This is a genomic window from Nocardia sp. NPDC049149 (assembly GCF_043197455.1).
Taxonomy (GTDB): domain Bacteria; phylum Actinomycetota; class Actinomycetes; order Mycobacteriales; family Mycobacteriaceae; genus Nocardia.
The window spans coordinates 51,592-73,628 of record NZ_JBICTD010000019.1 but is presented as its reverse complement, the minus strand read 5'-3'; the positions used below and the strand labels follow the sequence as shown (position 1 = coordinate 73,628).

At 66.3% G+C, this 22,037-nt stretch carries 13 protein-coding genes; 5 read left to right on the top strand and 8 right to left on the bottom strand.

The features are described from left to right. Nucleotides 1-34 precede the first annotated feature (34 nt). The 4 genes from ACGFNJ_RS42870 to ACGFNJ_RS42855 are packed head-to-tail and all read right to left on the bottom strand — an operon-like array spanning nucleotide 35 to nucleotide 12,516. On the bottom strand, nucleotides 35-757 hold the full coding sequence (locus tag ACGFNJ_RS42870; protein WP_393462200.1) for a class I SAM-dependent methyltransferase: 723 nt from the start codon (nucleotides 755-757) through the stop codon (nucleotides 35-37). Continuing rightward, entirely contained in the window at nucleotides 754-8,202 is a 7,449-nt protein-coding gene (locus tag ACGFNJ_RS42865) for a beta-ketoacyl synthase N-terminal-like domain-containing protein (protein ID WP_393462198.1), read from the bottom strand. The genes ACGFNJ_RS42870 and ACGFNJ_RS42865 overlap by 4 nt, the downstream gene beginning before the upstream one ends. After that, a complete protein-coding gene (locus ACGFNJ_RS42860; RefSeq protein ID WP_393462196.1) occupies nucleotides 8,199-8,696 on the bottom strand; it encodes an OsmC family protein in 498 nt (165 codons plus the stop codon). The genes ACGFNJ_RS42865 and ACGFNJ_RS42860 overlap by 4 nt, the downstream gene beginning before the upstream one ends. After that, the gene (locus ACGFNJ_RS42855; RefSeq protein ID WP_393462194.1) at nucleotides 8,683-12,516 is read right to left on the bottom strand and encodes an amino acid adenylation domain-containing protein; all 3,834 of its coding nucleotides are present in this window, start codon (nucleotides 12,514-12,516) and stop codon (nucleotides 8,683-8,685) included. Before ACGFNJ_RS42855 ends, ACGFNJ_RS42860 begins: the two co-directional genes overlap by 14 nt. 46 nt (nucleotides 12,517-12,562) lie before the next feature. On the opposite strand from ACGFNJ_RS42855, the gene ACGFNJ_RS42850 reads away from it, so the two are divergent. The 4 genes from ACGFNJ_RS42850 (at nucleotide 12,563) to ACGFNJ_RS42835 (ending at nucleotide 16,644) form a co-directional block, all read left to right on the top strand. After that, on the top strand, nucleotides 12,563-13,648 hold the full coding sequence (locus tag ACGFNJ_RS42850) for an aldo/keto reductase (RefSeq protein WP_393462192.1): 1,086 nt from the start codon (nucleotides 12,563-12,565) through the stop codon (nucleotides 13,646-13,648). A gap of 32 nt (nucleotides 13,649-13,680) precedes the next feature. Beyond that, a complete protein-coding gene (locus tag ACGFNJ_RS42845) occupies nucleotides 13,681-14,295 on the top strand; it encodes a class I SAM-dependent methyltransferase (RefSeq protein WP_393462190.1) in 615 nt (204 codons plus the stop codon). Nucleotides 14,296-14,690: 395 nt separating this feature from the next. After that, nucleotides 14,691-15,350 carry a GNAT family N-acetyltransferase gene (locus ACGFNJ_RS42840; protein ID WP_393462188.1) on the top strand — a complete coding sequence of 220 codons (660 nt, stop codon included), beginning with the start codon at nucleotides 14,691-14,693 and terminating at the stop codon, nucleotides 15,348-15,350. A gap of 115 nt (nucleotides 15,351-15,465) precedes the next feature. Further along, complete coding sequence (locus ACGFNJ_RS42835) at nucleotides 15,466-16,644, top strand: FAD-dependent monooxygenase (protein WP_393462248.1); 1,179 nt, start codon at nucleotides 15,466-15,468, stop codon at nucleotides 16,642-16,644. On the opposite strand, the gene ACGFNJ_RS42830 is transcribed toward ACGFNJ_RS42835, so the two are convergent. From ACGFNJ_RS42830 to ACGFNJ_RS42815, 4 genes are all read right to left on the bottom strand, one after another. After that, nucleotides 16,645-17,154 (bottom strand): MerR family transcriptional regulator, encoded by a 510-nt coding sequence (locus tag ACGFNJ_RS42830; RefSeq protein ID WP_393462186.1) that lies wholly within the window; start codon nucleotides 17,152-17,154, stop codon nucleotides 16,645-16,647. Between the two features lie 598 nt (nucleotides 17,155-17,752). Then, nucleotides 17,753-18,121, bottom strand: a complete 369-nt coding sequence (locus ACGFNJ_RS42825) for a VOC family protein (protein ID WP_393462184.1) — start codon at nucleotides 18,119-18,121, stop codon at nucleotides 17,753-17,755. A gap of 263 nt (nucleotides 18,122-18,384) precedes the next feature. Beyond that, nucleotides 18,385-20,385, bottom strand: a complete 2,001-nt coding sequence (locus tag ACGFNJ_RS42820) for an amino acid adenylation domain-containing protein (RefSeq protein ID WP_393462182.1) — start codon at nucleotides 20,383-20,385, stop codon at nucleotides 18,385-18,387. Next, nucleotides 20,334-20,561, bottom strand: a complete 228-nt coding sequence (locus tag ACGFNJ_RS42815) for a hypothetical protein (protein ID WP_393462180.1) — start codon at nucleotides 20,559-20,561, stop codon at nucleotides 20,334-20,336. Before ACGFNJ_RS42815 ends, ACGFNJ_RS42820 begins: the two co-directional genes overlap by 52 nt. 319 nt (nucleotides 20,562-20,880) lie before the next feature. On the opposite strand from ACGFNJ_RS42815, the gene ACGFNJ_RS42810 reads away from it, so the two are divergent. After that, a complete protein-coding gene (locus tag ACGFNJ_RS42810) occupies nucleotides 20,881-21,861 on the top strand; it encodes an SAM-dependent methyltransferase (RefSeq protein ID WP_393462178.1) in 981 nt (326 codons plus the stop codon). The last annotated feature ends 176 nt before the right edge of the window (nucleotides 21,862-22,037 follow it).

Genomic DNA, 22,037 nt, shown 5'->3' with positions numbered 1-22,037 from the left:
GGGGTGATCGGTGGAAATTGCTTGTAGCGCGGCGTCATCGGGTGAAACGCACCAGGCCGGTGGCCGGATCGGAGTCGGCTCGGTGTAGGCCCGCCGCGCGGGCCTCGGTGGTGAGCCGGTCGATGTCGGCGGGCCAGACGTGGTGGTCGGTGACGACTTCCCGGACCAGTCGGTCGCCGCGGTAGGTGCGGTAAGTCATTCGCCACCGCAGCGAGTCGGCGTCCATCGGGTCCGCACGGCTCCAGCCCTCGTAGCGCAGCTCGCCCGCTTGAGCGCTGGTGTAACGGCGTTCCGGTGAGATTTCCACGCGCCCAGGGCGTTGAATCTCCACGATCGCGTCCGCACCGGGAACCAGCGCCTCCGCGATGGTCGACCACACCCAGGGCCGGGTAGCGGTATCAAAATGCCCGATCACGCCGAGTGCGACCACCGCCGCGCACATGTGCGGCAGTCCGGTTTCGAGGAATCCGTGGGGCAGCACGGTGATTCGCTCTCGCAGATCCTTACGGGCGGCCAACCGAGATAGCAGCACCGCGCGCATGGCGGGGGCAGGTTCCACCGCGATGATCCGTGCGTCGGGCAGGGCGTCGGCGATCAGCATGGTGGACAGGCCGGTGCCCGCGCCGATGTCGACGACCGGTCCGGCTACGGTGTCCACCCCGGTCAGTAGCTTCGTCAACGCAGGTTCCACGGAGGCCATATACGGGATGGCCATCAGGTCGTAGAACTCCGCCGCGGCGGCATAGTTGTCGGTCACGGCTTCTCCGAATCATCCAGGGTCGCGAGCAGTTCCGACACCAGATGGGCCACCGTGGCCACGGCAGGCCGGCGCAGCATGGCGTAGTGGTGGGCCGCTACGGGCCGAGTGTCGATCGCGACGCCGGTGTGCGCCGCCCAGCCGAGGTCCGGTAGATCACCGCAGTCGTCGACACCCATGCCCACCCCGGAGTTGTGTGGTGCACGTTGGTCGGCCCGTACCAGGAGCACCTCGAGTCCCGGGCCGTCGAGCGCGCCGGTGCGATGCATGCCGAGGGCACGCAGATGACGCCGGAAGATGTCCTCCACCAATCGCTGGTCGGCCTGGTCACCACGCTCAGCCAACCCCACCGCGGCCAGCCGTCGGCGGATCTCAGCGCGCTGCTCGTCGTCCGGCAGCCGGTCGAAGTCCGTTCCAATCGAATTCGTTTCGACATCCAAATCCAGGAACGCCGCCAGTGAACCGAGATAGCGGGTCCAGAACTGGTAACCGTCGACGTGGTGGATCCGGTCGGCGATATTTGCGTCCAGCAATACCAGCGCTCCGACTGTCTCACCTGCCGCGCACAGTCGCCGGGCCACCTCGTGGGCGATGATGCCGCCCATCGACCAGCCACCGATCCGGTACGGGCCGGTGGGCTGGTGCGCGCGAATCACACCCTCGTAAACCTGTGCCAGTTCGGTGACGGTCTCCGGGCCTGGGGCCCCGGCCAGTGCCGGGTCCTGGATGCCGATGATCGGTGCGTGGGTGTCCAGAGTCCGCGCCAGATCGACGTAGCACAGCACGTCACCGCCAGTGGGGTGGATCAGGAACAGGGGCCGTCCGGTGCCGTCGCGCAGCGGGACCAGACAATCGCGTGGGATCGCCGCCTCGCGGCGATCGTCTCGTGCGGCGGCGGCCACGGCCGCCAGGGTGGGGTCGGCGAGGAATTCGCGCGGTGTCAACCCGAGCTCGTGCTCGCCGCGCAGCCGGTTGAGCATCCGAATGGCGAGCACGGAGTCGCCTCCGGCGGTGAAGAAGTCGGTACCACGGTGGATGCCGCCCGAGATCTCCAGCAGGTCGGTCCACAGCTCGGCGACGGCACGTTCGGTCGCAGTCGCGGGCGGGCCGTCGAGCGCTGCCGGGACGGGATCATCGGGTCGGGCAGGCTGTTCGGCTTCGGGCAGATCAGTTGTCGCCGTCCAGGTTTCGGGCCGATCCACGAGAGCGTCGACGGTTTCGTGCACCTGGGCGAACAGGGCGTCGAGCACGCCGGGCGGGAACAGTTCCGCGACGGCGTCCAGGTTCACCATCACCGAGTCGTCCCAATCCCATTGGAAAACCTGCATATCCAAAGCAACCTGCGGCGTGCGGACACGCTGGTAGAAGTCGCGCACCTGCACGGTATCGGGAGTGCCGCCCGGCGGGTGCAGCCCGAGCGTGCTGTGGAAGACGACCGGCGCCTGCGGTGCGGTGTCCCGCCGCCGACGGCCCAGTTCCCGCAGCACCTCCACGCCGGTGACCTGCCCATGATCGAGCATGGTGGCGGTAGCCTCCTGCACGTGCTGGGCGGCGGTGACGAAGTCGGCCCGCGCGGGCAGCGCGATATCGAGCAGTACGGTCCCCGCATACGGGCCGATGGCGTGGTCGAGATCGCGGGGGAGATGCAATCTGTTGAGGTACAACACATTGAGCAGGAACCGGCGATGCCCGGCCAGCCTGGCCAGGGCCAGCGCCCAGCAAGTCGCGAAGACCGCGGTCGGGGTGAGGTTGTATTCGGCACAGCGATCGCGCAACACCGTCATGCGTTCACCGGTAACCCGAAATTCGCGGCGCTCCAAGGTATCTGGGCGGACCTGATCGAACGGCACCGCGAGCGGCAATGTCGGAGCGGGTGGCAGATCGCCAATCCGATCCCACCACCAGTCCCGCTGCGCCTGCCATTCCGGTTCGCCGCGCTGATGTGAGATGGTCTCGACATAGTCACCGAAATGCGCGGTGAGCGGCGCGAGCATCGTATTGGGGTCGTCGAGATAGGTGAACAACTCGGTGAACATCAACTGCACCGACCAGCCATCGGCCACGAGCAGGCTGCACACGATGTGCAGGCTGAGCTCGTCACCGGGCAGCCGGACGGCGGTGACCTGGAATGGCCACGGATCCATTCCCGGTCCCGTGCGCTGCATTTCCGCGCGGATGGCGGCCACTCGCTCATCGGCCTCGCCGACGGTCGCTGCGCGCAGATCGAGGTGCGCGACGGGTTGGCCGGCCAAGCGCGGATCGCTGACGGACAGCACCTGCTGAGTGCCATCGGGCAGGAAGACCGCCCGTAGCATGGGCTGGCGTTCCACCTGGCGGCGAACCGCCGTATCGACGGCGGCCGGATCTATACCGGTCAATCGGAAGTCTACGTAGTTGTGGGCCGAGTCATAGCTGAGCGCATAACCGTGCTGCTGGCCCACCCAATACGCCTGCTGCAACGGGGTGAGCGGGAACGGCGCGGCCGGATCGGCCTGTCGGGACAGCTCGATCGCGGTGATCGCGGTCCCGGTGCGGCGTTCGGCGACGAGAGCGACCAGGTCGACGAAAGTCATGTCACCGACGAGGTCAACCACGGGCACCGCGACACCGAGCCGCCCGCGCACCATAGTGGCCATCCGCACCGCCAGCACCGAGTCACCTCCCAGCGCAACGAAGGTGGAATCGGGTTGCACAGCGGCGGATTCGAGATTCAGCACCTGGGTCCAGATGGCGGTGACCGCCTCGGCCACGTCCTCGTCCCGGTCGACCGGGGATACGGCCGCCTCAGGCGCGGTCCAGGCCAGTGGGTCCGCGGCCAGCCTGCGCAGCCAGGCGACATAGGAGGCGAACGCGGTGTCGGCAGCCGCGGGATCGAGGACGGTCTCGAGCACATCCCACTGCACTTGCAGGCCGTCGGTCTGCACGAAGGCCTGGTGGTCCAGCCACACCTGCGGTGTCTGGCTGACACCGTGCACGATCCTGCCCGCCCACTCCAGATCCGGTGCACCGCCGACCAGGTCGGCGACCTCGAGGGCGCTGGTGAACACCACTGGCAGCAGCCGGCGTTCGCCGGTGCGGGTGGAAAGCTCGGAGAGGAGATCGAGTGCCGAATAGGCGCGATGATCGATATCGTCGAACAGTTGCCGTTGGGTGCGCGCCACTCGTATCGCGAAATCACCACCATTGGTGCGGTCCACCTCGTGGGCCAGCAGGGTGGTGAAATCGCCGACTGCGCCGGTTATTCCGGGCAGGGTGACGGGCCGGTCCACCAGCGTGAGCGAGATCGTGAACCGCTCGTCTCCGGACCAAGCCGCCAGCACATCCGCGTAAGCGGTGAGCAGGACCGCCGACGGAGTGACGCCGTGTTCGGCGGCGAGCCGCCGCAGTCCCTGCCACTCCTGGGGCCCGAGCCGTGCGCCCCTGCGGGCGAACCATGGCTGGGTCTGAGTCCGTGGGCGCGTCGGCAGGGCGGGCGCGCCGGGCAGATCCGTCATGCGCTGCCGCCAAAAGTCCGCTGCCCGTTGTCGATCCGCGTTGTCGACGCGCGCCTGTGTGTGGGCGACGTAATCGGCGAACCGAGTAGGCAACGGCGGCAAGATGGCCGCCGGGTCCTCGTAGTACCGGCGCAGGTCACGGTCGAGGATGAGGAAGCTACCTGCGTCGCTGATGAGCGCGTCGATGCCGAGGAAGATGCGGGTGGTGGCGCTGTCCAGGATCGCAGCGCGCACATCGAACAGCGGCCAGCGGTCGGGCCGATGCACTCGGTGCGAGAGCCGCCGCCGCAGATCGGCCAGGGTGTCCTCGCGCGTCTCGCCTGCTAGCGCGGTGAGGTCGTGGCGGCGAATCCGGAATTGTGGCACCTCGGCCAGGATCTGATTGCGACCGTCCTCGGTGATGACGGCGCGCAGCATCTCGTGGCGCCGGATCACCAGATTCCAGGCTCGCTCGTAGCGTTCGAGATCCAGGTCGGCACAGTCATATTCGAGATAGATGTGGCAGGCCACGTCGCTGAGCCCGAACGTGCCCGAACGGCCAACCCAGTACGCGTGCTGCACTCGAGTGAGCGGGAAGGTGACACTGTCCTCATGTAGGACGGACGCGGCGGGCGATTCGAGAAGCTCGATCGCCGTTCTTTCTCTCGTAAGCGAATCTGATCGGGGCGCACTCGGTGCGGATGGACGTCGCTGCCGGAGCAGCCCGGAGAACGCGGCGACGGTCGATTGCGTGAGCAACTCCCGCATCCGGATATCGGTCCGCTCCCTCCCATTGATCAGATCCAGCATGCGGGTCGCCGCCAGGGAGGTCCCGCCGAGCGCGAAAAAGTCCGCCTCGCCATGGGTCACTTGCTCGCCAAGCAGCTGTTCCCACAGCTCAGCGACCGCGTGTTCATCTGAATTCGCGAACGGGTGTGCGTCCGCGAGCACGGCCCGGCCGCCCAGTGACTCGGTGGGTGTCGACGAGGCGAGTGTCATCTCGTTTGAGCAGTCGATCACCTCGGCAGACACCGGAATAGATTCGTCGGTTCCGGAATCGGTGGTCTGGGGTGCCGGCACCGCGCCAAGGGTCCGTGCGCGGAGCGCTGTTTCGGGTAGGTCGGAGATCACCTCGTCGGATTTCAGGCTCGGGTGGCGGGGCTCGCCGACCTGCGAGCCGTTGTCCGGAATATGCGCAACAGCGTCGTCGAAATCGGGCGCGGCGCTGGTGCCGGAGTTGCTCCGCCCCTGGCTGGAAGTTCCGGTTGGTCTGGGTGTGGTGCCATGGTGGTCGGCTGTTTCGGTCACCGAGGGAGTAACCGGTTCGTGATTGGCGGGCGGGTCGATCCATACGCGGCGGCGCTGGAAGGGATGGGCGGGCAGGCGGATCCGTCTGCGACGGCGGTGCATCGCGTCGACGTCGAGATCGGTACCGGCGCACCACAGTTCACCGGCCGCGCTCAGTAGGGCGGCTCGGTCCGCGGCGGGGTCGCCGCGTTGGGCAGCATCCGGAAGGGTGGTCAGCGCGGTGTGCAGATTCTCGGGCGCATTGCGCCGCGCGAGTGTGGCCAGTGAACTGCCCGGCCCGATGTGAACGATAGTCGTAGGACCTGCGGCCGTCGCGGCGTCCAGCGCCGCGGCGAAGCGCACCGGTTCACGCAGGTGCCGCGCCCAGTGCTCGGCATCGACGGATCGGGTCCGCCGACCGGTGAGCGTGCTGTAGAAGGCCAGCGTGGCGGGTGCGAGGGAGACGGTCGCCGCCGCGTCGTGCAGGATCTGCACTGCCGGGGCCACGGCGGGGGAATGCAGGGCTGCGGTGATTCGCAGCCTGCTGGTGGAGATTCCGGCACGGCCGAACGCGGTGGACAATGCGTCGACGGCCAGCATCGGGCCGGATACCACGCAGGCCTCTGGCCCGTTGACGGCGGCCAACGCGACGTCAGGATGGCGAGCCAGTGCCGCGCGCACGTCCTGCTCTCCGAGTTCGACAGCTGCCATCGCGCCAGGCGCGGTTTCGGCCAGCGCCAGGGATCGGACCGCGACCAGGCGGGCGGCATCGGTGAGACTGAGTATGCCGGCGACCACGGCGGCGGCGTATTCGCCGAGGCTGTGGCCGAGCACGCCGTCGGGTTGTATACCGTAGTCCTGCAAGGTGAAGGCCATGGCCAGCGAAACCGCGAACAGGGCAGGCTGTCCGTAGCGCACCTCGTCGACGTCAGCCAATGCCGCGCGACCGGTGACGATTTCCCGGATGTCGTAGTCCAGTCTCGGAAGGAATTCTTCGGCGCATTCGTCGACGCAGGCCGTGAACACCGGCTCATCCCGGTACAACCCGGCACCCATGCCCGGATACTGCGCGCTCGCACCCGGAAACGCGAAGACGATCTCCGGCCGCCTGGACGGCAACGGCCCGATGGCAATCTGCCGCAGGCCCGAGTCCGATTCGGTGAGCAGTGCGCTGGCACGCCAGCCGGCCTCCGGATGCTGCCCGCGGGAAACCGTATAGGCGTAGTCGGCGCGAGCGTCCGCGATGTCACCGGTGGCGGCCTGTTCCAACTGTGCCAGGCAGCCCGATTCCGTCGCGGCCGAGACCAGCAGCAGCTGTGCACGCGGGTCGGAATCGGCCGAATCCTGTTGTACTGGAGCTTGTTCGAGCACCATGTGACAGTTGGTACCGCCGATGCCGAACGAACTCACCCCGGCGATGCGGGTGCCGTTGCGCTCGGGCCACTCGCGGCTGTGATGGGGGATGTCGAAGAGTCTGCGGTGACGATCCAGGTTCGGGTGCGTGGGCTGCGCGTGCAGCGTCGCGGGAATGCGCCGATGCCGCAGCGCGAGCGCGGTTTTGATCAGCGAAGCGATGCCCGCCGCGCTGTTGGTGTGACCGATATTGCTCTTCACCGACCCGAGCGTGATCGGCTCGGGCACCACACGGTCGGCGAAAACCGCTGCAAGAGCCGATAGTTCGATCTCATCGCCCAGCGGGGTCGCGGTTCCGTGTGCCTCGATCATATCCACCGCATCGATAGCGATATCGGCGACAGCGAGCGCTTCTGCGATCGCCCGCGCTTGCCCGGCCGCCGACGGTGCGGTGAATCCGGCCTTGCCACTGCCGTCGTGGCTTACCGCGCTGCCACGCAGCAGCGCGTAGATCGGGTCGCCGTCGGTCAGCGCGTCCGCGAGCCGCCGCAGCACCACGACGCCTGCGCCCTGGCTGTGCACGATGCCGGTACCGCCTGCGCCGAAGGACCGGGTGTGCCCGTCGGCGGAGAAGATCGCATCGGGCACATGCAGATATCCGCGCCCCTGCGGCACGATCAGGGACACACCCCCGGCGAGCGCGGCATCGCACTCCTGCGACAGCAGCGACTGCGCCGCCAGGTGCACCGCGACCAGTGAGGTCGCGCAGCTCGCCTGCACTGCCATCGCGGGCCCGGCCAGCCCGAGCCGGTAGGCCAGCTGCTGCGGGAAGTAATCGGTGAGTGTGCCCATCTCCGCCTGCAGCCGTCCGAGCGGATCGCGTTCGGCGCCTTCGCGGTAGGCCGACAGGTTGTGCTCGAGATAGTCGCTGCGCTGTGCTCCGGTGAATACTCCCACCGCGTCGAGGCAAGCGCCGCTGCGGTGTCCGGCGTCGCCCAGGGCGTCCCACGCACACTCCAGCAGCAGCCGAAGCTGCGGATCGAGCAGGGCGGCATCCTGGGGGGTGATGCCGAAGTGCTCCGGATCGAATTGATCCTGCCCGTCGATGATCGCCCCGACCGGCACGTAATTGCGGTGCCCGCGCAGTTCGGCGGGGACTCCGCGTGCTGCCAGCTCGGCATCCTCGAATCGGGTCAGCCCCTCCCGGCCCGAGGTGAGCAGATCCCAGTAGCTGGCAAGGTCAGGTGCACCCGGGAACCGGCAGGCCATACCGACAATGGCGATGGCATTGTCGTCGCAGGCATTCTCGGTATCGGTGTTGTCGCCGTTCACGATTCGATCTCCACTTCCGAGTCCACGGATAGTTGCCCGCGGATCATGGCCAGCACCGGGCAGGACGCCTCGACCAGCTGATGCAGTTCGCGATAGCGAGCCGGGTCCGCCGGGCCGCCTACCCGGGCGCGCACCTGGATGCGACCGGGTTGGGCGGGTTCGGTGAGTCCGAAGACCGGGCCGAGATCGATGTCGCCGCTGACATCGACTGTCAGCGAATCGATGTCGATACCCAGTCGCGCCGCATGGAACTGATATGTGACGGCCTGACAAGATCCGAGCGCTGCCAGCGCCACCCCGATAGGGTCGGGACCGGCGTCGCTGCCGCCCGCGGCTACGGGCTCGTCGACCACGAGGGCGTGCCGTCCGATCTGCACGCGTATCTCAGTGGGGGTGCCGATCTGGTGTTCGGTGTGGGCAGTGAACCGCTGCCTGCGGTCGGCCGCTCGGCGCAATCCGCCGTGCAGCCGCCGTACGGTGTCAGTGAACGACATCGGTGAGGCTCGCTTTCGTTCGATGGCCGCGACGTCGGCGTCCGCGTGCGGTCGCGTCGGTGAGATCGACACGCAGCGTTTGCGATTCGCGCTTGGCCTTGTTCGGGTCGGCGTGCTCGGCGATCCAGGCGGTCAGTCGGCGGACCGTGCCGAGCGTGAAGAGGTCGGGCACCGTGAGCGCCGGGGTGAGATGGCGCAGTCTGCGATGGGCGCGGACCAGGGTCAGGGAGGTGGCGCCGAGGTCGTGGAACGGGGTGGCGGGGGTCACGTCAGGGCCGAGCAGGTCGATGAAGACCTGAGTGACAACGGATTCGAGGTGGGCGCGGGTGGCAGAGGGGAGCGTGGTGAGTGAAAGCTCGACGGCGTCGCCGTAGTGGGCATGGGCGTCGAGACCGAGTGTGGTGGCGGCGGCCTGGAGCCGTTCGATCCACGCGATGGCGTTGTCTTCGATTGTGCCGGTGCCGGATTCCGCGCGCAGTGTGAGCGTCAGTCCGTGTGCCTCGGCGTGCCGTACCGCGCTCAGCAGCCACTCGTCCTCCGGTGTACCCGCCACCTCGACCGCCGTGGTGTGTTGCTCGGGCGCGAGAGGCCCGTTCCCGGCCACCTGAGCGGGGGAGCCGTTGTTCGCTGTGCCGGCGGATGTCCCTGAACCATTGCGGTGGAACGGGTTCGGCAGCCTCGAGACGTCTACTTTGCCGTTCGGTGACAACGGCACCGCATCCAGCGGCACCCACCGGGATGGGACCATGTACTGCGGCAGGTGCCGCGCCGCATGCGCAGTGAGTTCAGTGATGTTCACCGGTGTTTCGCCGCTTATCAGATAGGCCACCAGTTGCGGTCGATCATCGGGACCCGGCATCGCGGCGGCCACGCACCGGCGTATCCCCGGATGCCGGGTGAGGACGGCCTCGATCTCGCCCAATTCGATACGGTGGCCGCGAATCTTGACCTGCCGGTCGGCGCGGCCGAGAAACTCGATGGTGCCGTCGGACCGCCATTTGCCCAAATCCCCGGTGCGATATAGTCGTTCGCCCAACTGCGGGTGCCGGAAGAAACGTCGAGCGGTCTGCTCGTCGTCGCCGATGTATCCGCGCGCCAAACCGGCTCCGCCGATGTGTAGTTCACCGGGTGTGCCGATCGGACACGGGTTTCCGTCGTCGTCGAGAACGAGAAAGAACTGCTCACGTAACGCCCGGCCGTAGGGAATGCTGGTCCACTCGCGCGGGACCTCCCGGATGGGATAGCAGATCGACCAGATCGCGGCTTCAGTCGCGCCACCCAAGCTGATCACGCGCACATGTTCGCCGATCACCGAGCGAAGCCGCTGCGGCAAGGACAGCGGAATCCAGTCACCCGACAACAGCAGTACCCGCAGCGAACGCAGCTGGGCCGCTGCGGCAGGATCAGTCTCGGCGTATTCGACGAGCATTTCGGCCAGCGCGGGCGCTGTATTCCACACGGTAACCCGATGCGCCGCAACGAGGTCACACCAATGGCCCGGATCGCGCAGCCGATCGGCATCGGGCAGCACCAGCGCCCCACCCGCCCCGAGCACGCCGAAGATGTCGTAGACGGACAGGTCGAAACTCAGCGCCGACAGGCCGAGGACGCGATCATCCGTACCGATGCCGAATCGATCGTTGATGTCGTCGATGGTGGTGCGGGCGGCGCGATGCTCGATCGCGACCCCCTTCGGTTCGCCCGTCGACCCGGAGGTGAAGATGATGTAGGCGAGATCGTCCTGCGCCGTCGCGACCGGATTTCGGGCGTCTGCCGACCCGGCAGCCTCGTCGAGCCAGTGCGCGTTGACTGTCTCAGGTAGTTTGCTGGATGCCGCCGGTCCCGTCAGAGCGTGCGTGATTCCGGCGCGACGGCAGACCGAGGCGATCCTCGATTCCGGCCAGTCCGGCTCGATCGGCACGAAAATGGCACCTGCCCAGAGAATTCCGAACACGGCGGCAATCTGCTCGACCGACTTGGCGGCGAGAACCCCTACCCGGTCGCGCGGCCGAACCCCAGCCGCGATCAACTTCGAGGCCACCGCCCGCGCCCGCATCGACAGTTCGGCGTGGGTGAGCGAGCCGGCGCTGGTGAATAGAGCGGCGGCTTCGGGGCGTGCGACGACCTGCCGGTGCGCTGGGTCCGTTATCAGCCCGGCACCGTGGCCGCTGGGCAACGGCCGCACTGGTTCGAAATGCGGGTTCCAGCTCAATCCGGCACTGTCCCAGGCGTTGTCATGGTCCGCCAGAGAGCGCAGCAGGCGGATGTGCGCGGTGAGCATGTCAGCGACGAAGCCGGGCTGGAAGATCTCTTCGACAGCGTCCCACGCCAATCGCAATCCGCCCGCTTCGTCCCACACGATGTGGTCGAGGCCCACCTGCGGCGTCTGCGATACGCCGAAGACCTCGTCACCCAGCCAACCAGCGGCGGGACTCTCGGCCTGGCCAAGCCCCACACCACTGGTGAACACAACTGGATAACGCGGGGTGAGATCGCCGGTCTGGGTGCGCTGCACCTCGACGCCGCTGAAGGAGCGGTGCTCCAGATCGGCCCAGAACCGGGTATTGACGCGCCGCGCGAAATCGGCGAACCCCCGCCATCCGCCAGGATTCGGCGTGGGCAGCTCGACCAGGGCGGTGGTGCTGAAATCCCCGGCTACATCACGGGTCTCGGCCTCGGCGTCCGGCCGGTCGAACAAGGTGGTGTTGAGGCAGAACGCCTCGGTGGCTCCCCAACGGGACAAGGTGAGACCGAAGGCCGCCAATAGGACCGCGGTGGGGCTGATTCCCCGCCGCGCGGCCCGCGCAGTGAGCGCCGACCAGTGCGCGGGGCTGAGCCGGGCCTCGTGGCGACGGAAGCGGGCGGCGCGAATCGTCTCGGGCGCAACGGCGTACGGCAAGCGCGGGCCGGGTGGTAGGCCGGTTACGCGTTCCTGCCAGTAGGCGCGATCGCGTTCCCTGCGGGCGGTGTCGGTCACCCGGCGATCGCGGAGAACACCGAGAAATGAGGCCTGCGACCGGGGCAGTGCGGCGTCCGGGTCCGCGACCAACTGCCCCCACTCCCGCATGAGCACTATCCAGCTCATCATGTCCAGCATGATGATGTCGAAGCCCACGAACAGCCGCAACGCACCGGATGGCAGCACGGCGGCGTGGATGTCGAACAACGGTCCGGTCGTGGTGTCGCACACCTGATGCGACTTCTCCTGCCGCAGCCGCGTCAGTATGGCGGTGGCCTCGTGCCCGCGATCGCGCAGATCGGTGATTTCGATCCGGTAGTGCCGCCCCGGAGGCAGCACCCGTTGCCTGCCGTCGTCGGTGATTACCGCCCGCAACATGTCGTGCCGGCCCACCACCGTGTTCCACGCAGTCTCCAGCGCCTCGATCTCGGCCGCGGCATCGGCTCTCACGAATCGCTCTGGATCGCGGTCGTATTCGAAGTAGTAGAAGGTCGCTACCCCACCCAAGGGCATGCCCGGCTCACGGCCGACCCAATAGGACACCTGAATCGGAGTCAGCTCCTCTTCTTCGACCGACTCGGTTGCCCTGACCTCTGCTGCCGGGGCGCTGTCGTCGGGCGCGGATTCCGCCGCGGCACTGCGCTGCTCGATCGCATCGGCCAAAGATTCGAGAGTGGCTCCCACGAAGGACTCGAGGGGAACGCGCACCCCCGTCCGTTCGGCCAGTCTCAGGTGTAAGCGGACGGCGAGGAAGGAATCCAGACCATGCTCCTGCAATGGACGTCGCGTGTCGATCTCGCTCGCATCGATTCCGAGAACCGTTGCCGCGCAACGCCGGACTTCATTTTCAATTGTCACCATATCCAGCCCTTGCTCCCCGTATCCATCGCATCTACACTAACCGATAATGACAACGATTTTCAATAATAGTTTGGACGGCTACCGACTTCTGGGGCGGTCGGGCCTGCGGGTGTCACCGATGGCCTTGGGCACCATGACCTTCGGCACCGACTGGGGCTGGGGCGCTGACAAACATGAGGCCCGGCGGATCTTCGACGCGTACGTCAGCCGGGGCGGCAACTTCCTCGACACTGCGAGCAACTACACCAACGGCACCGCCGAGGAATGGCTCGGCGAATTCGCCACGGGCAACCGGGAATCGCTCGTACTCGCGACGAAGTACACCATGCTGCGCCGGCTCACCGACCCGAATTCCGGCGGCAACCACCGCAAGAACATGCGTGCGTCCGTCGAGGCCAGCCTGCGTCGACTGCGCACCGACTACCTCGACCTGCTGTACCTGCACATGTGGGACGACCGCACCCCAGTGGACGAGATCCTGCGCGGCATGGACGATCTGGTGCGCGCGGGCAAGGTGCTGTACGTAGGCTTGTCGAACACGCCGGCCTGGCAGATCTCGCGCATGCAGACCATCGCCGACCTGCGCGGCTGGACGCCGCTGACTGCAGTGCAATTGGAGTACAACCTTGCCGAGCGGACCGCTGAGCACGACCTGCTGCCGATGGCGAAAGAACTGGGCCTGGGGGTGATCGGCTGGTCACCGCTCGCGGGCGGCGTGCTTACCGGCAAGTACACCCGAGCCGATCTACCATCGAACACCGAGCGCCCCACCGTGGGAAGCTCCCGCAGAGACCTGATTCTCGCCGGCGACGGACTCACCGACCGGGTCTTGGCGCTCGCCGACGTTGTTCGTCTCGTCGCCCGTCAGCTAGGACGCTCACCAGCGCAGGTCGCCCTCGCCTGGACGCTGGCCCAACCCATGGTCACCGCGCCGATTCTCGGCGCTCGCACACGCCAGCAGTTCGAGGACAATGTCGGCGCGATGACGCTGAATTTCGACGACCATCAACTCGACCGGTTGAGGGAGGCGTCTACCACCGCACCGACATATCCGCACGGTGTGCTCGCGCGTCCGCTGTCGCGCCGAAGCGTGTTCGGGGACATGCGGATCGACGCACGCACGGAGATCTGACTCGATCGCCGACCACTCACGACAGGAACGACTTGGCTCTCATCGACGCGTTCATCGACCACATGCTGCGTCGTCCGCGCGGCCCCTTCGCCCGACTGATGTGGCGGGACATGAAATCCCACCACGACATCTTCCGCGACACCCTCGCGGCACTGCAGCTCTCCGCCGACGACCAGCTACTCGAAATAGGCTGCGGTGGAGGCACGTTCGCCGGGTTAGCACTCGAATCCGGTTGCCATGTCACCGCGGTGGATCACAGCGCCGACATGGTTGCGCTCACCATATCCGCCAACGAGGGCGCGGTGCGAGAAGCCAGGCTCGAGGTACTCCGAGCCGACGCGGCGGCCCTGCCATTGCCACCCGGCCGATTCACCTGCGCGACGGCGATGAACATGCTGTTCTTCGTCGACGCCCCGCCAGTATTCTCCGAACTGCGCCGAGTTCTCGCACCCGGCGGCCGCCTGGTGCTGCATACCGTCGCACCCGAACCTCCCCGCTCCGCCGTACCACCGTTGGTAGCCAAGCGCATGCACTTGCACTCCGACACCGAACTCGTCGCCCTGCTCGAAACCGCCGGCTTCGGCGAACCGCGCGTCAGCCGAGTCAACGGAGCCTTCCAGCTCGTCACGGCGATCCGACCGGCGTAGCAACGTTATCGTTGCCGGACATCGTGCGAAGAATGCGATGATCATCTTCGCCACCGACCCGCAGCAGGCGGTGGCCGAACTCGTTCGCTGTGTACGCCCCGGGTGGGTGTAGGGTTCATCTGCCTCGGTACCGCTGGCTGGCCAGTGGTGGCGCGCGAGGTGTTGGCCGCCGAATTCGGTAGTGCGGCACGCGGTTTCCCATGCCACCGAGCACACGGACGCGGTCGCCATGGCCGGTCTGGACGTGGTGCGCTCATTAAGGGAGCCACCGCGTTTTGCACTCGACCTGGGATCGGGCATCACTGATCAGTGAGCAGCCGGATGGGTGTGCTTGCCGCGCAACGAGCGCACGATCGACTCCGGAAATTGGCTGGACGCGAGCCATATGCTGGCAGGTGAACTCGAACACGAAGGTCATCGCCCTCGGCGCGGAAGATGCCGGAGAGATCCTCACCCTCCAGCGAGCCGCCTACGTGACCGAAGCCCGAGCCCACAACGATGTGCACCTGGCACCACTGACACAGACGCTGCCGGACCTGCTCGGTCAGCTCGCCCGCCCCGACATCATGGCCCTCGGGATCCGTGAGAACGCGCGTCTCGTCGCGGCCATCCGCATCCTGCTGGACGGCCGGATCGGGCGGATCGGCCGTATGACCGTCGCACCGGACCGACAGGGAGACGGCCTTGGATCAACCCTGCTTTTGGCAACCGAAACCTCTGTGCCGGAACAGATTACCGAACTCAGGCTATTCGTCGGCGAGCACGCCCACGACAACTTGCGCGTCTATGATCGGTTCGGTTACCGGGATTCGAGCGAACTCCGGCAGGCGATTACCACGTCGTCCATCTCGTCAAACCACTACCACGCAGCTGACAACGAAACAGCCCTCGCAGCAGCTCCTGCAGGAGGGCAAACCGATCGGCATGGCAGGGTGGTTGATCATGACCGGCCCGAGATGGTCGAGTTGGTGTCGATGTTCGTGGCACCGCAGCGGCGCCTCGGATCGTTTGGCGCAATCGGACGCGGATTCGGCCCGGGACAAGGGCTTTCGTGATGTAGAACCGCGCGTGCATCGAGCTTGACCTGAAGTCGACTTCAGCTGACATAGTCGAGGTATGGATCCCAACCGTGCCGAAAGAAGGTAGACGTTCGTGGCGTCGCAATTGAAGGTGGCCATCGTCGGAGGGGGTATCGGCGGTGTCAGTGCCGCGCTCGCGGTGCGGCGTGCCGGGCACGAGGTGGTGTGTTTTGAACGGTCCAGCGAGCTCGGTGAGGTAGGGGCTGGAGTCCAGATCGGGCCGAACGCCTCTCGGCTGCTGCACCGTCTCGGGTTGTCGCAGGCCCTCGCCGCCGTGGCCGTCGAGCCGGCCCGGATGGAAATCCGTCGGTGGAACTCGGGAAAGGTCATAAAGGGTATCGACGCTGGGGCCCATGTGGCCGCAAATTATGGCGCCCCGTACTACACGGTTCACCGCGCCGATCTGCACCGTGCGCTCGTCGATGCCCTACCTGACGGCGTCATCCGTCCGGGTCATCGCTGTATCGGCGTGACACAGGACGATGACGGTGTGTTCATCCTGGTCGACGATGGCACTGCTCAGCGTGCGGACGTCGTTGTAGGCGCTGACGGTCTGGGCTCCGAGCTGCGTCGGCTCCTGCATTCCGGCGCAGCTCGTTTCTCCGGTAAGGCCGCATGGCGCGTCCTGGTCCCTGTCGATTCTCTCGCGCACCTGGCCGAGCCGCCCGCGACGCGGATGTGGCTCGGGCCGGGCAAACATGTTGTCTGCTATCCAGTATCTGGAGGTGGGCTGCTTAACCTGGCCGCGGCGCTGCCTGCCCCGGACGCGGACACCGAATCCTGGACTCGCGAAGGCCCGATCGAGGAATTCGCCGCAGCGCTGGCCGGCTGGGATCCCGAGCTGCATACGATCCTTTCGGCCGCGACGACGACTCTTCGACTACCACTTTTCGACCGTCCACCCCTCGCAAAGATTGGTTTGGGACGGCTGACCTTGCTCGGCGACGCCGCACACCCCATGCTGCCCTTCTTCGCCCAAGGTGCGGCCCAAGCAATCGAGGACGCCTGGGTGCTGGGCCGCTGCCTCGAAGGGGCGAGCAAGGCGAGCGCGCCGGACGCACTTCGTCGGTATGAGCGGGCCAGAAGCGCCCGCACCGCGACCGTCCAGCACCAATCCGTCCGTAACGGCAATATGTTCCAGTTGCCGGACGGCATCAGGCAACGCGCTCGCGACATGGTCATGCGCGGGTTCACTCTGAGCCGGTTCGACTGGCTCTACGGCTACGACGCCGATAGTGCCGTGGCAGCCGAAGTACGGCTGCCACGATGATCATGACGACTTCGTGCCCTCCTTCCACCTGTCCGCAGACAGTTTGTTCAATGTTTCGGAGCGTCGCCGAGGCCGATGTTGCGCCTTCTGTGCCTGATCACCAGAACGGTCACCGATAGACTCCAGGTAGTTGTCGATCTCCTCGGAGAGATACGGGCAGCCGTCTACCAGGTCGTCGCGCTGGCATGCCAACGCATGCGACAGATAGGCCTGGGCCGCCTGTAATCGAAGCTGCTGCTCCTCGCAGGCGTCCAGGCGCGTTTGAACAACCTGCCGCCAGCCTCCCGAGTGGTCTTCGCCGTTCAGCACCGTGCGGATCTCCTCGAGACTCATCAGCGCTGTCTCCTGCAACAGCTGAATCAGCGCTATCCGCCGCACATCCGCCTCGTCGTACCGCCGTCGCCCAGACTCGCGACCACTGGGCATCAGCAGACCCTGTTTTTCCCACCACCGCAGCACGGACACCGCCACCCCGAACCGCCTGGCCACCTCGCCGATCGAGAACGGCACCGGTTTCCGAACAGACCTTGTCATGAAGCCGACTTTAGATCAGGCGTCCGCCGCGAATTGCCCTACTCGACAACAGCCTGGACGCCCCGGATGCTGGATGCCCGTTCGGGCAGCGCCACTGTGTGCTCTCCCGCGAGGCGCTCACAACCACAAGAGGCACAGTGCCAGGAAGGCTTGCTGCGGAGAGGTGCAATTCACCACATGATGGATATCGTCCAACCGAACGTCAGCTGGTTCTATACGAGCACGCGCGCGACGCAACTAGTACCAAACGGCGTCGGTGGACGTCGCGGTTTGGTCGCTCGGTGCATCCACGCCGCGAGCCCCGCTCACGCCTCGGGCGTGTTGCTCGTTACCGCTCCACACAGCACTGAACCCAGTGGCATGGCTGATTGTCCATCGGCTGGTACCGGGGACATTCACACGGCTGGAACCTCGCCGACCGTCAAGTCGACCACCTACGCGAAGCCTGCCGCCCGCTCGACGCATGACGCCACCAGGGGATCAACGCGGCGAGTCGGGGGCCTGTTCGAGCACGCCAGCATCGGACGCCACGACCCGACGGGTTTCGCCGACTACAGCTCGGTCGCACCGTAATTCAGTACCCGGGGCGGGCCAATTCTGGGCGCTTGACGTAGTCGGTCAGCCCGATCACGTTGCCCCACGGGTCGGCCACCTCCACGCTCCAGCCGGTGGCGACTTCGAAGGGCGCGGTGAGCATTTCGACACCGCGCCCTTCGAGCTCCGCCGCAGCGGCCTTGGCATCGGGCACCTCCAGCCACACGCGCATCGCGGGCGGTGCACCATGGCCCGCCGCCGGATCCACCATCGCCATGATCCCCGGTGTCTCCGCGGCCATCCCGAACAGCGCGATCCCGCGCTCCGGCACCGTGAACCGCACCGACAGCCCGAGACGGTCCGCATAGAACTCCACCGCCGCGGTCAGCTCGCCTACGGGAACCAGCACATTATCGATGCCTCGGATATCCACCCTGCCATGAAACCATGCGATGCCTGACCTGACCCCATGATTTCGGTCCGAGACGTGAGGGCCACCGCAGCAGGCGCGGGACTGGCCCTGCCTGATATTTCGATGACATAAGGACGTTCCCCGGCCGTCCGGAGATCGCCCCCGTGCGCGCGAAACAGTACCGAGTGGGGCGGTCCTACTTCTGGTCCGGGCGAGGAATGAAGATCCGGCCGTGAAGGGCACGTGGCGGGTGACCGGGGTCAGCCATGGCGAAGCCGTAGTCGCGTCATCCGGTAGAGCCGATACCGCACGCGAATGGCGACCTGGCCCGGTTCGGTCGCGGGTACGTCCCATGCCTCGATCACCAGGGTGGTGACATCGGTCCAGAGGATACGAACGGTGACGGCGTGGGCGCGTAGCCACGGCTGGCCTTGGAACCAGCAGCGGCGCACGACATCGGCGACGAGCACCCCGGGTGGTGTTCTTGACCAAGGCTGCGTCGTATCGGATGTTCCAGCGCTGGCAGAACCAGGCAGCCTCCTCGACCGTCGAAGCGGCGACCGATGAGATCCGGCGGGAACTCCGCGACCGGGTCCACGACTGTCGTGGTTTTGAAGGTGCGTGGGCTGATGCCCTCGATCCCCGAAGATCGCGGAGATCGGTACTTCTCTGTCGAGCACTGCTCGGATCCGGTTCGCCAACCGTGTCGCCATCAGCGAGTGGCCGCCGAGTTCGAAGAAGTCGTCGTCGACACCGACCTGCTCGTGGTCGAGCACTTCTGCGAACAGTTGTACCAGCGCCGCTTCCTCGGCGGTTGCCGGCGCGCGATACCGAGTACCGCCCTGGTATTTCGGCACCGGCAGGGCTTGCCGGTCGATCTTTCCGTTGACGGTCACCGGGAGGTGATCGACGACGATGAGCGCGGACGGCACCATGAACTCCAGCAGTCGTTCCGCGACGTGGCGACGCAGCGCTGCCGGATCGACGGCACCTGCCGCGGCGTTCGCAGCTGTCTCGACGTAGCCGGTCAGCCGTCTGTCGCCAGGGTGATCCTCGCGGGCCAGCACGACCGCGCGGACCACTCCCGGATACCCGAGGAGTTCCTTTTCGACCTCTCCTGGTTCGATGCGGAACCCGCGGATCTTCAGCTGGTCGTCGACCCGGCCGACGTACTCCAATTCGCCGGAACGGTTCCAGCGTACGGAGTCTCCGGTGCGGTACAGCCGGTTGCCGGGGTCGCCGATCGGATTCGCGACGAACCGTGCCGCGGTCAGATCGGGCCTCTTCCAATATCCCTGGGCTACACCGTGACCCCCGACATACAGTTCGCCGACCGCCCCGACCGGCACTCGGCGTAAAGTGGCATCGAGCACCGCCAGTGTGACTCCGGGCACCGGCGACCCGATCGAGGGTGTGCCCGATCCCACCGTCAGTGGTTTGCTGATCGACACGTACACCGTTGCCTCGGTGGGACCGTACACGTTGACCATGACGCGGTCGCTCGCGAATCGGTCGACCAGGCCGGCGTTGCACGGCTCGCCGCCGACGACGAGCGTGACGTTCGGCAGCTGTGGCGCGCTCAGCACCGCGATGGTGGACGGGGTGAGATGCGCGTGCGTGACGTGCTGGCGCGCGATCAGGCGCGCCAGTTCGGGACCTGGATGCGCCTGCTCTTCGGTGGGCACCACCGCACCGGCGCCGGTCAGCAACGCCGACCACATGTCGAGTACCGAGGCGTCGAAGACGGATCGAGAGAATTGCAGAACCCTGCTGTCTTCGTCGATGTGCAGTCGCCGCGCGTGCGCGGTGATGACCGCGCACACGCCGACGTGTGGGACGGCGACTCCCTTGGGCTGCCCGGTCGTCCCGGACGTGTAGATCAGATAAGCCAGTTGGCGTGGTGCGGGGAAGGGAAGGGCGGTGCTCGGTTGGCGGTCGATCGCCGGATCGGACACGTTCACGAGGGGAACGGACCCCCGGCCGACTGGTCGCACCAGCGATTCGATGCGGCGCACGAGTGCCGTCGTAGTCACAACGGCGGCGACAGCGGTGTCGTGCAGCACGAACGCGATTCGGTGATCGGGGTAGTCCGGGTCAACTGGCACATAGGCGGCGCCGGACTTGAGAACCCCGAGTACCGCCACGATCCAGTGCCACGATCGTGGCAACAGTACGCCGACCAAATCTCCCGGGCGCACCCGCCGCGCGATCAGAAATGCGCTAAGCGGGAGGACATTTCGTCGATCTCGCGATAGCTCCATGACTGCTCCCCGAACACCACCGATCGGTTGTCCGGTGTGCGCGCGACCTGGGCTGCGAACAACTCGGGAAGCGAACGGAGCCCCTGGCCGCCGACATCGAGGTCCGATCGATTGCCGAAGGTATCCACGCGGATTTGCTCGGTTCCCGGCAGCGCAGGCTCCGATTGCGGATTCATGATTTCGATACCCCCGCACGATTTCGTCGCGACAAAGGCGTGACGTAGACCAGCGTGAAAACCTATCCAGGGCAGCAGATTTGATCGTGGATTTACCGGACTGGTTGCCAACAATGTTGGCCGCCAGTGTGATTGGTGCTACAACCCAGGAAGGTAGCTTGAGCGGAGCCGGCGGACAACGTCGGTATGCTCAGTGCTGGGAAACGACGGGCCGGCACATGTCGCGCGCTTGCTTCTCGTCATCGGGAAGGTCAGCGCACGCAAAGCCTGCATGATCCTCGCGGGGGATACCCGTCACTCGGACGATCAGGAAACGGCCATGACCCAGCATATTTCCCAACGGCGCGCGTTCGACTACCTGCGCGGTCACGTCACCTGCACGGTTTTCGCATCGCTCGGGATCATCGGTGTTCTCGACGAGCTGGCCGAGCGGGGACTTCGGGTGGCCGACCTCGGCGCGAACCAGTATCTCGCCGAGGCCACACTGCGTTATCTTGCCCAGCGCGACATCGTGATTCGCGATGACGGTGATTTCTATGTGCTCACCGAGGCAGGCCGCGATCTGTACGCCGACCGCGGTTACCTGATGTGGCTGTCCGGCGGGTACGGCGATGCGTTGCACCATTACGGTGACTTGTTGACTGGCAAGCGGACATTCGGTTCGGATATCGACCGGGATGTGCGGTGGGTCGCGGTCGGCACAGCGCTGGTCGGGCAGCGGGATCTGCGGCCGGAAGTGATGGCGATACTCGACGAGATCTCGTTCGATTCGATCGCCGACATCGGATGCGGTAACGCGCATTTCCTGATCGCGGCATGCCAGGCGAGCGGCGGCCGCGGTGTCGGGGTGGACATCAGCCCGGCCGCGTGCGCCGAGGCGAACCACGAGGTGGCCGAAGCCGGCCTGGCCGACCGCATCACCATCTACGAGGCCGACGGGTCCGATGCCGCGACGATTCCGCAACTGGAGTCGGTGCAACTGGTCGTGACCTTCTTCTTCCTGCACGAAGTCCTGGAGCACGGCTACGACGTGCTGGTGAGTTATCTGCGCGGGCTCTGCGACCGGTTGCCTGCCGGAGCGTACATGCTGACCGCCGAGGAGATCCCGCCCACCACCGAACAGAACGTGCCTGAGGTGCTGACGCCGGAGTACTCGCTGACCCAAGCCTTGATGGAGCAGTCGCTGCTCACCGAGGAGGGTTGGCGAAAAGTGTTCGGCGAAGCGGGGTTCGAGATCGTCCGGCTGGTGCGGCCGAACCTGCCGGACTGCCGGCTGGTCCTGGTTCGCAAGCCGATCTGATCAGCTCGCGGTCGGCATTGCGGCGGTGGCGCTGATGCGCGGCCTGGCCTTTCTCACGAGGGGGAATGACGCCGCGCTGTTACGTGAATTGCATGGCTAGGCTGACCATCTCACGTAATCATCGGCGAGGCTGGTCCTCCTGGTGGGGAGGTTGGCTGAGGATCAGCTCCGGGAGG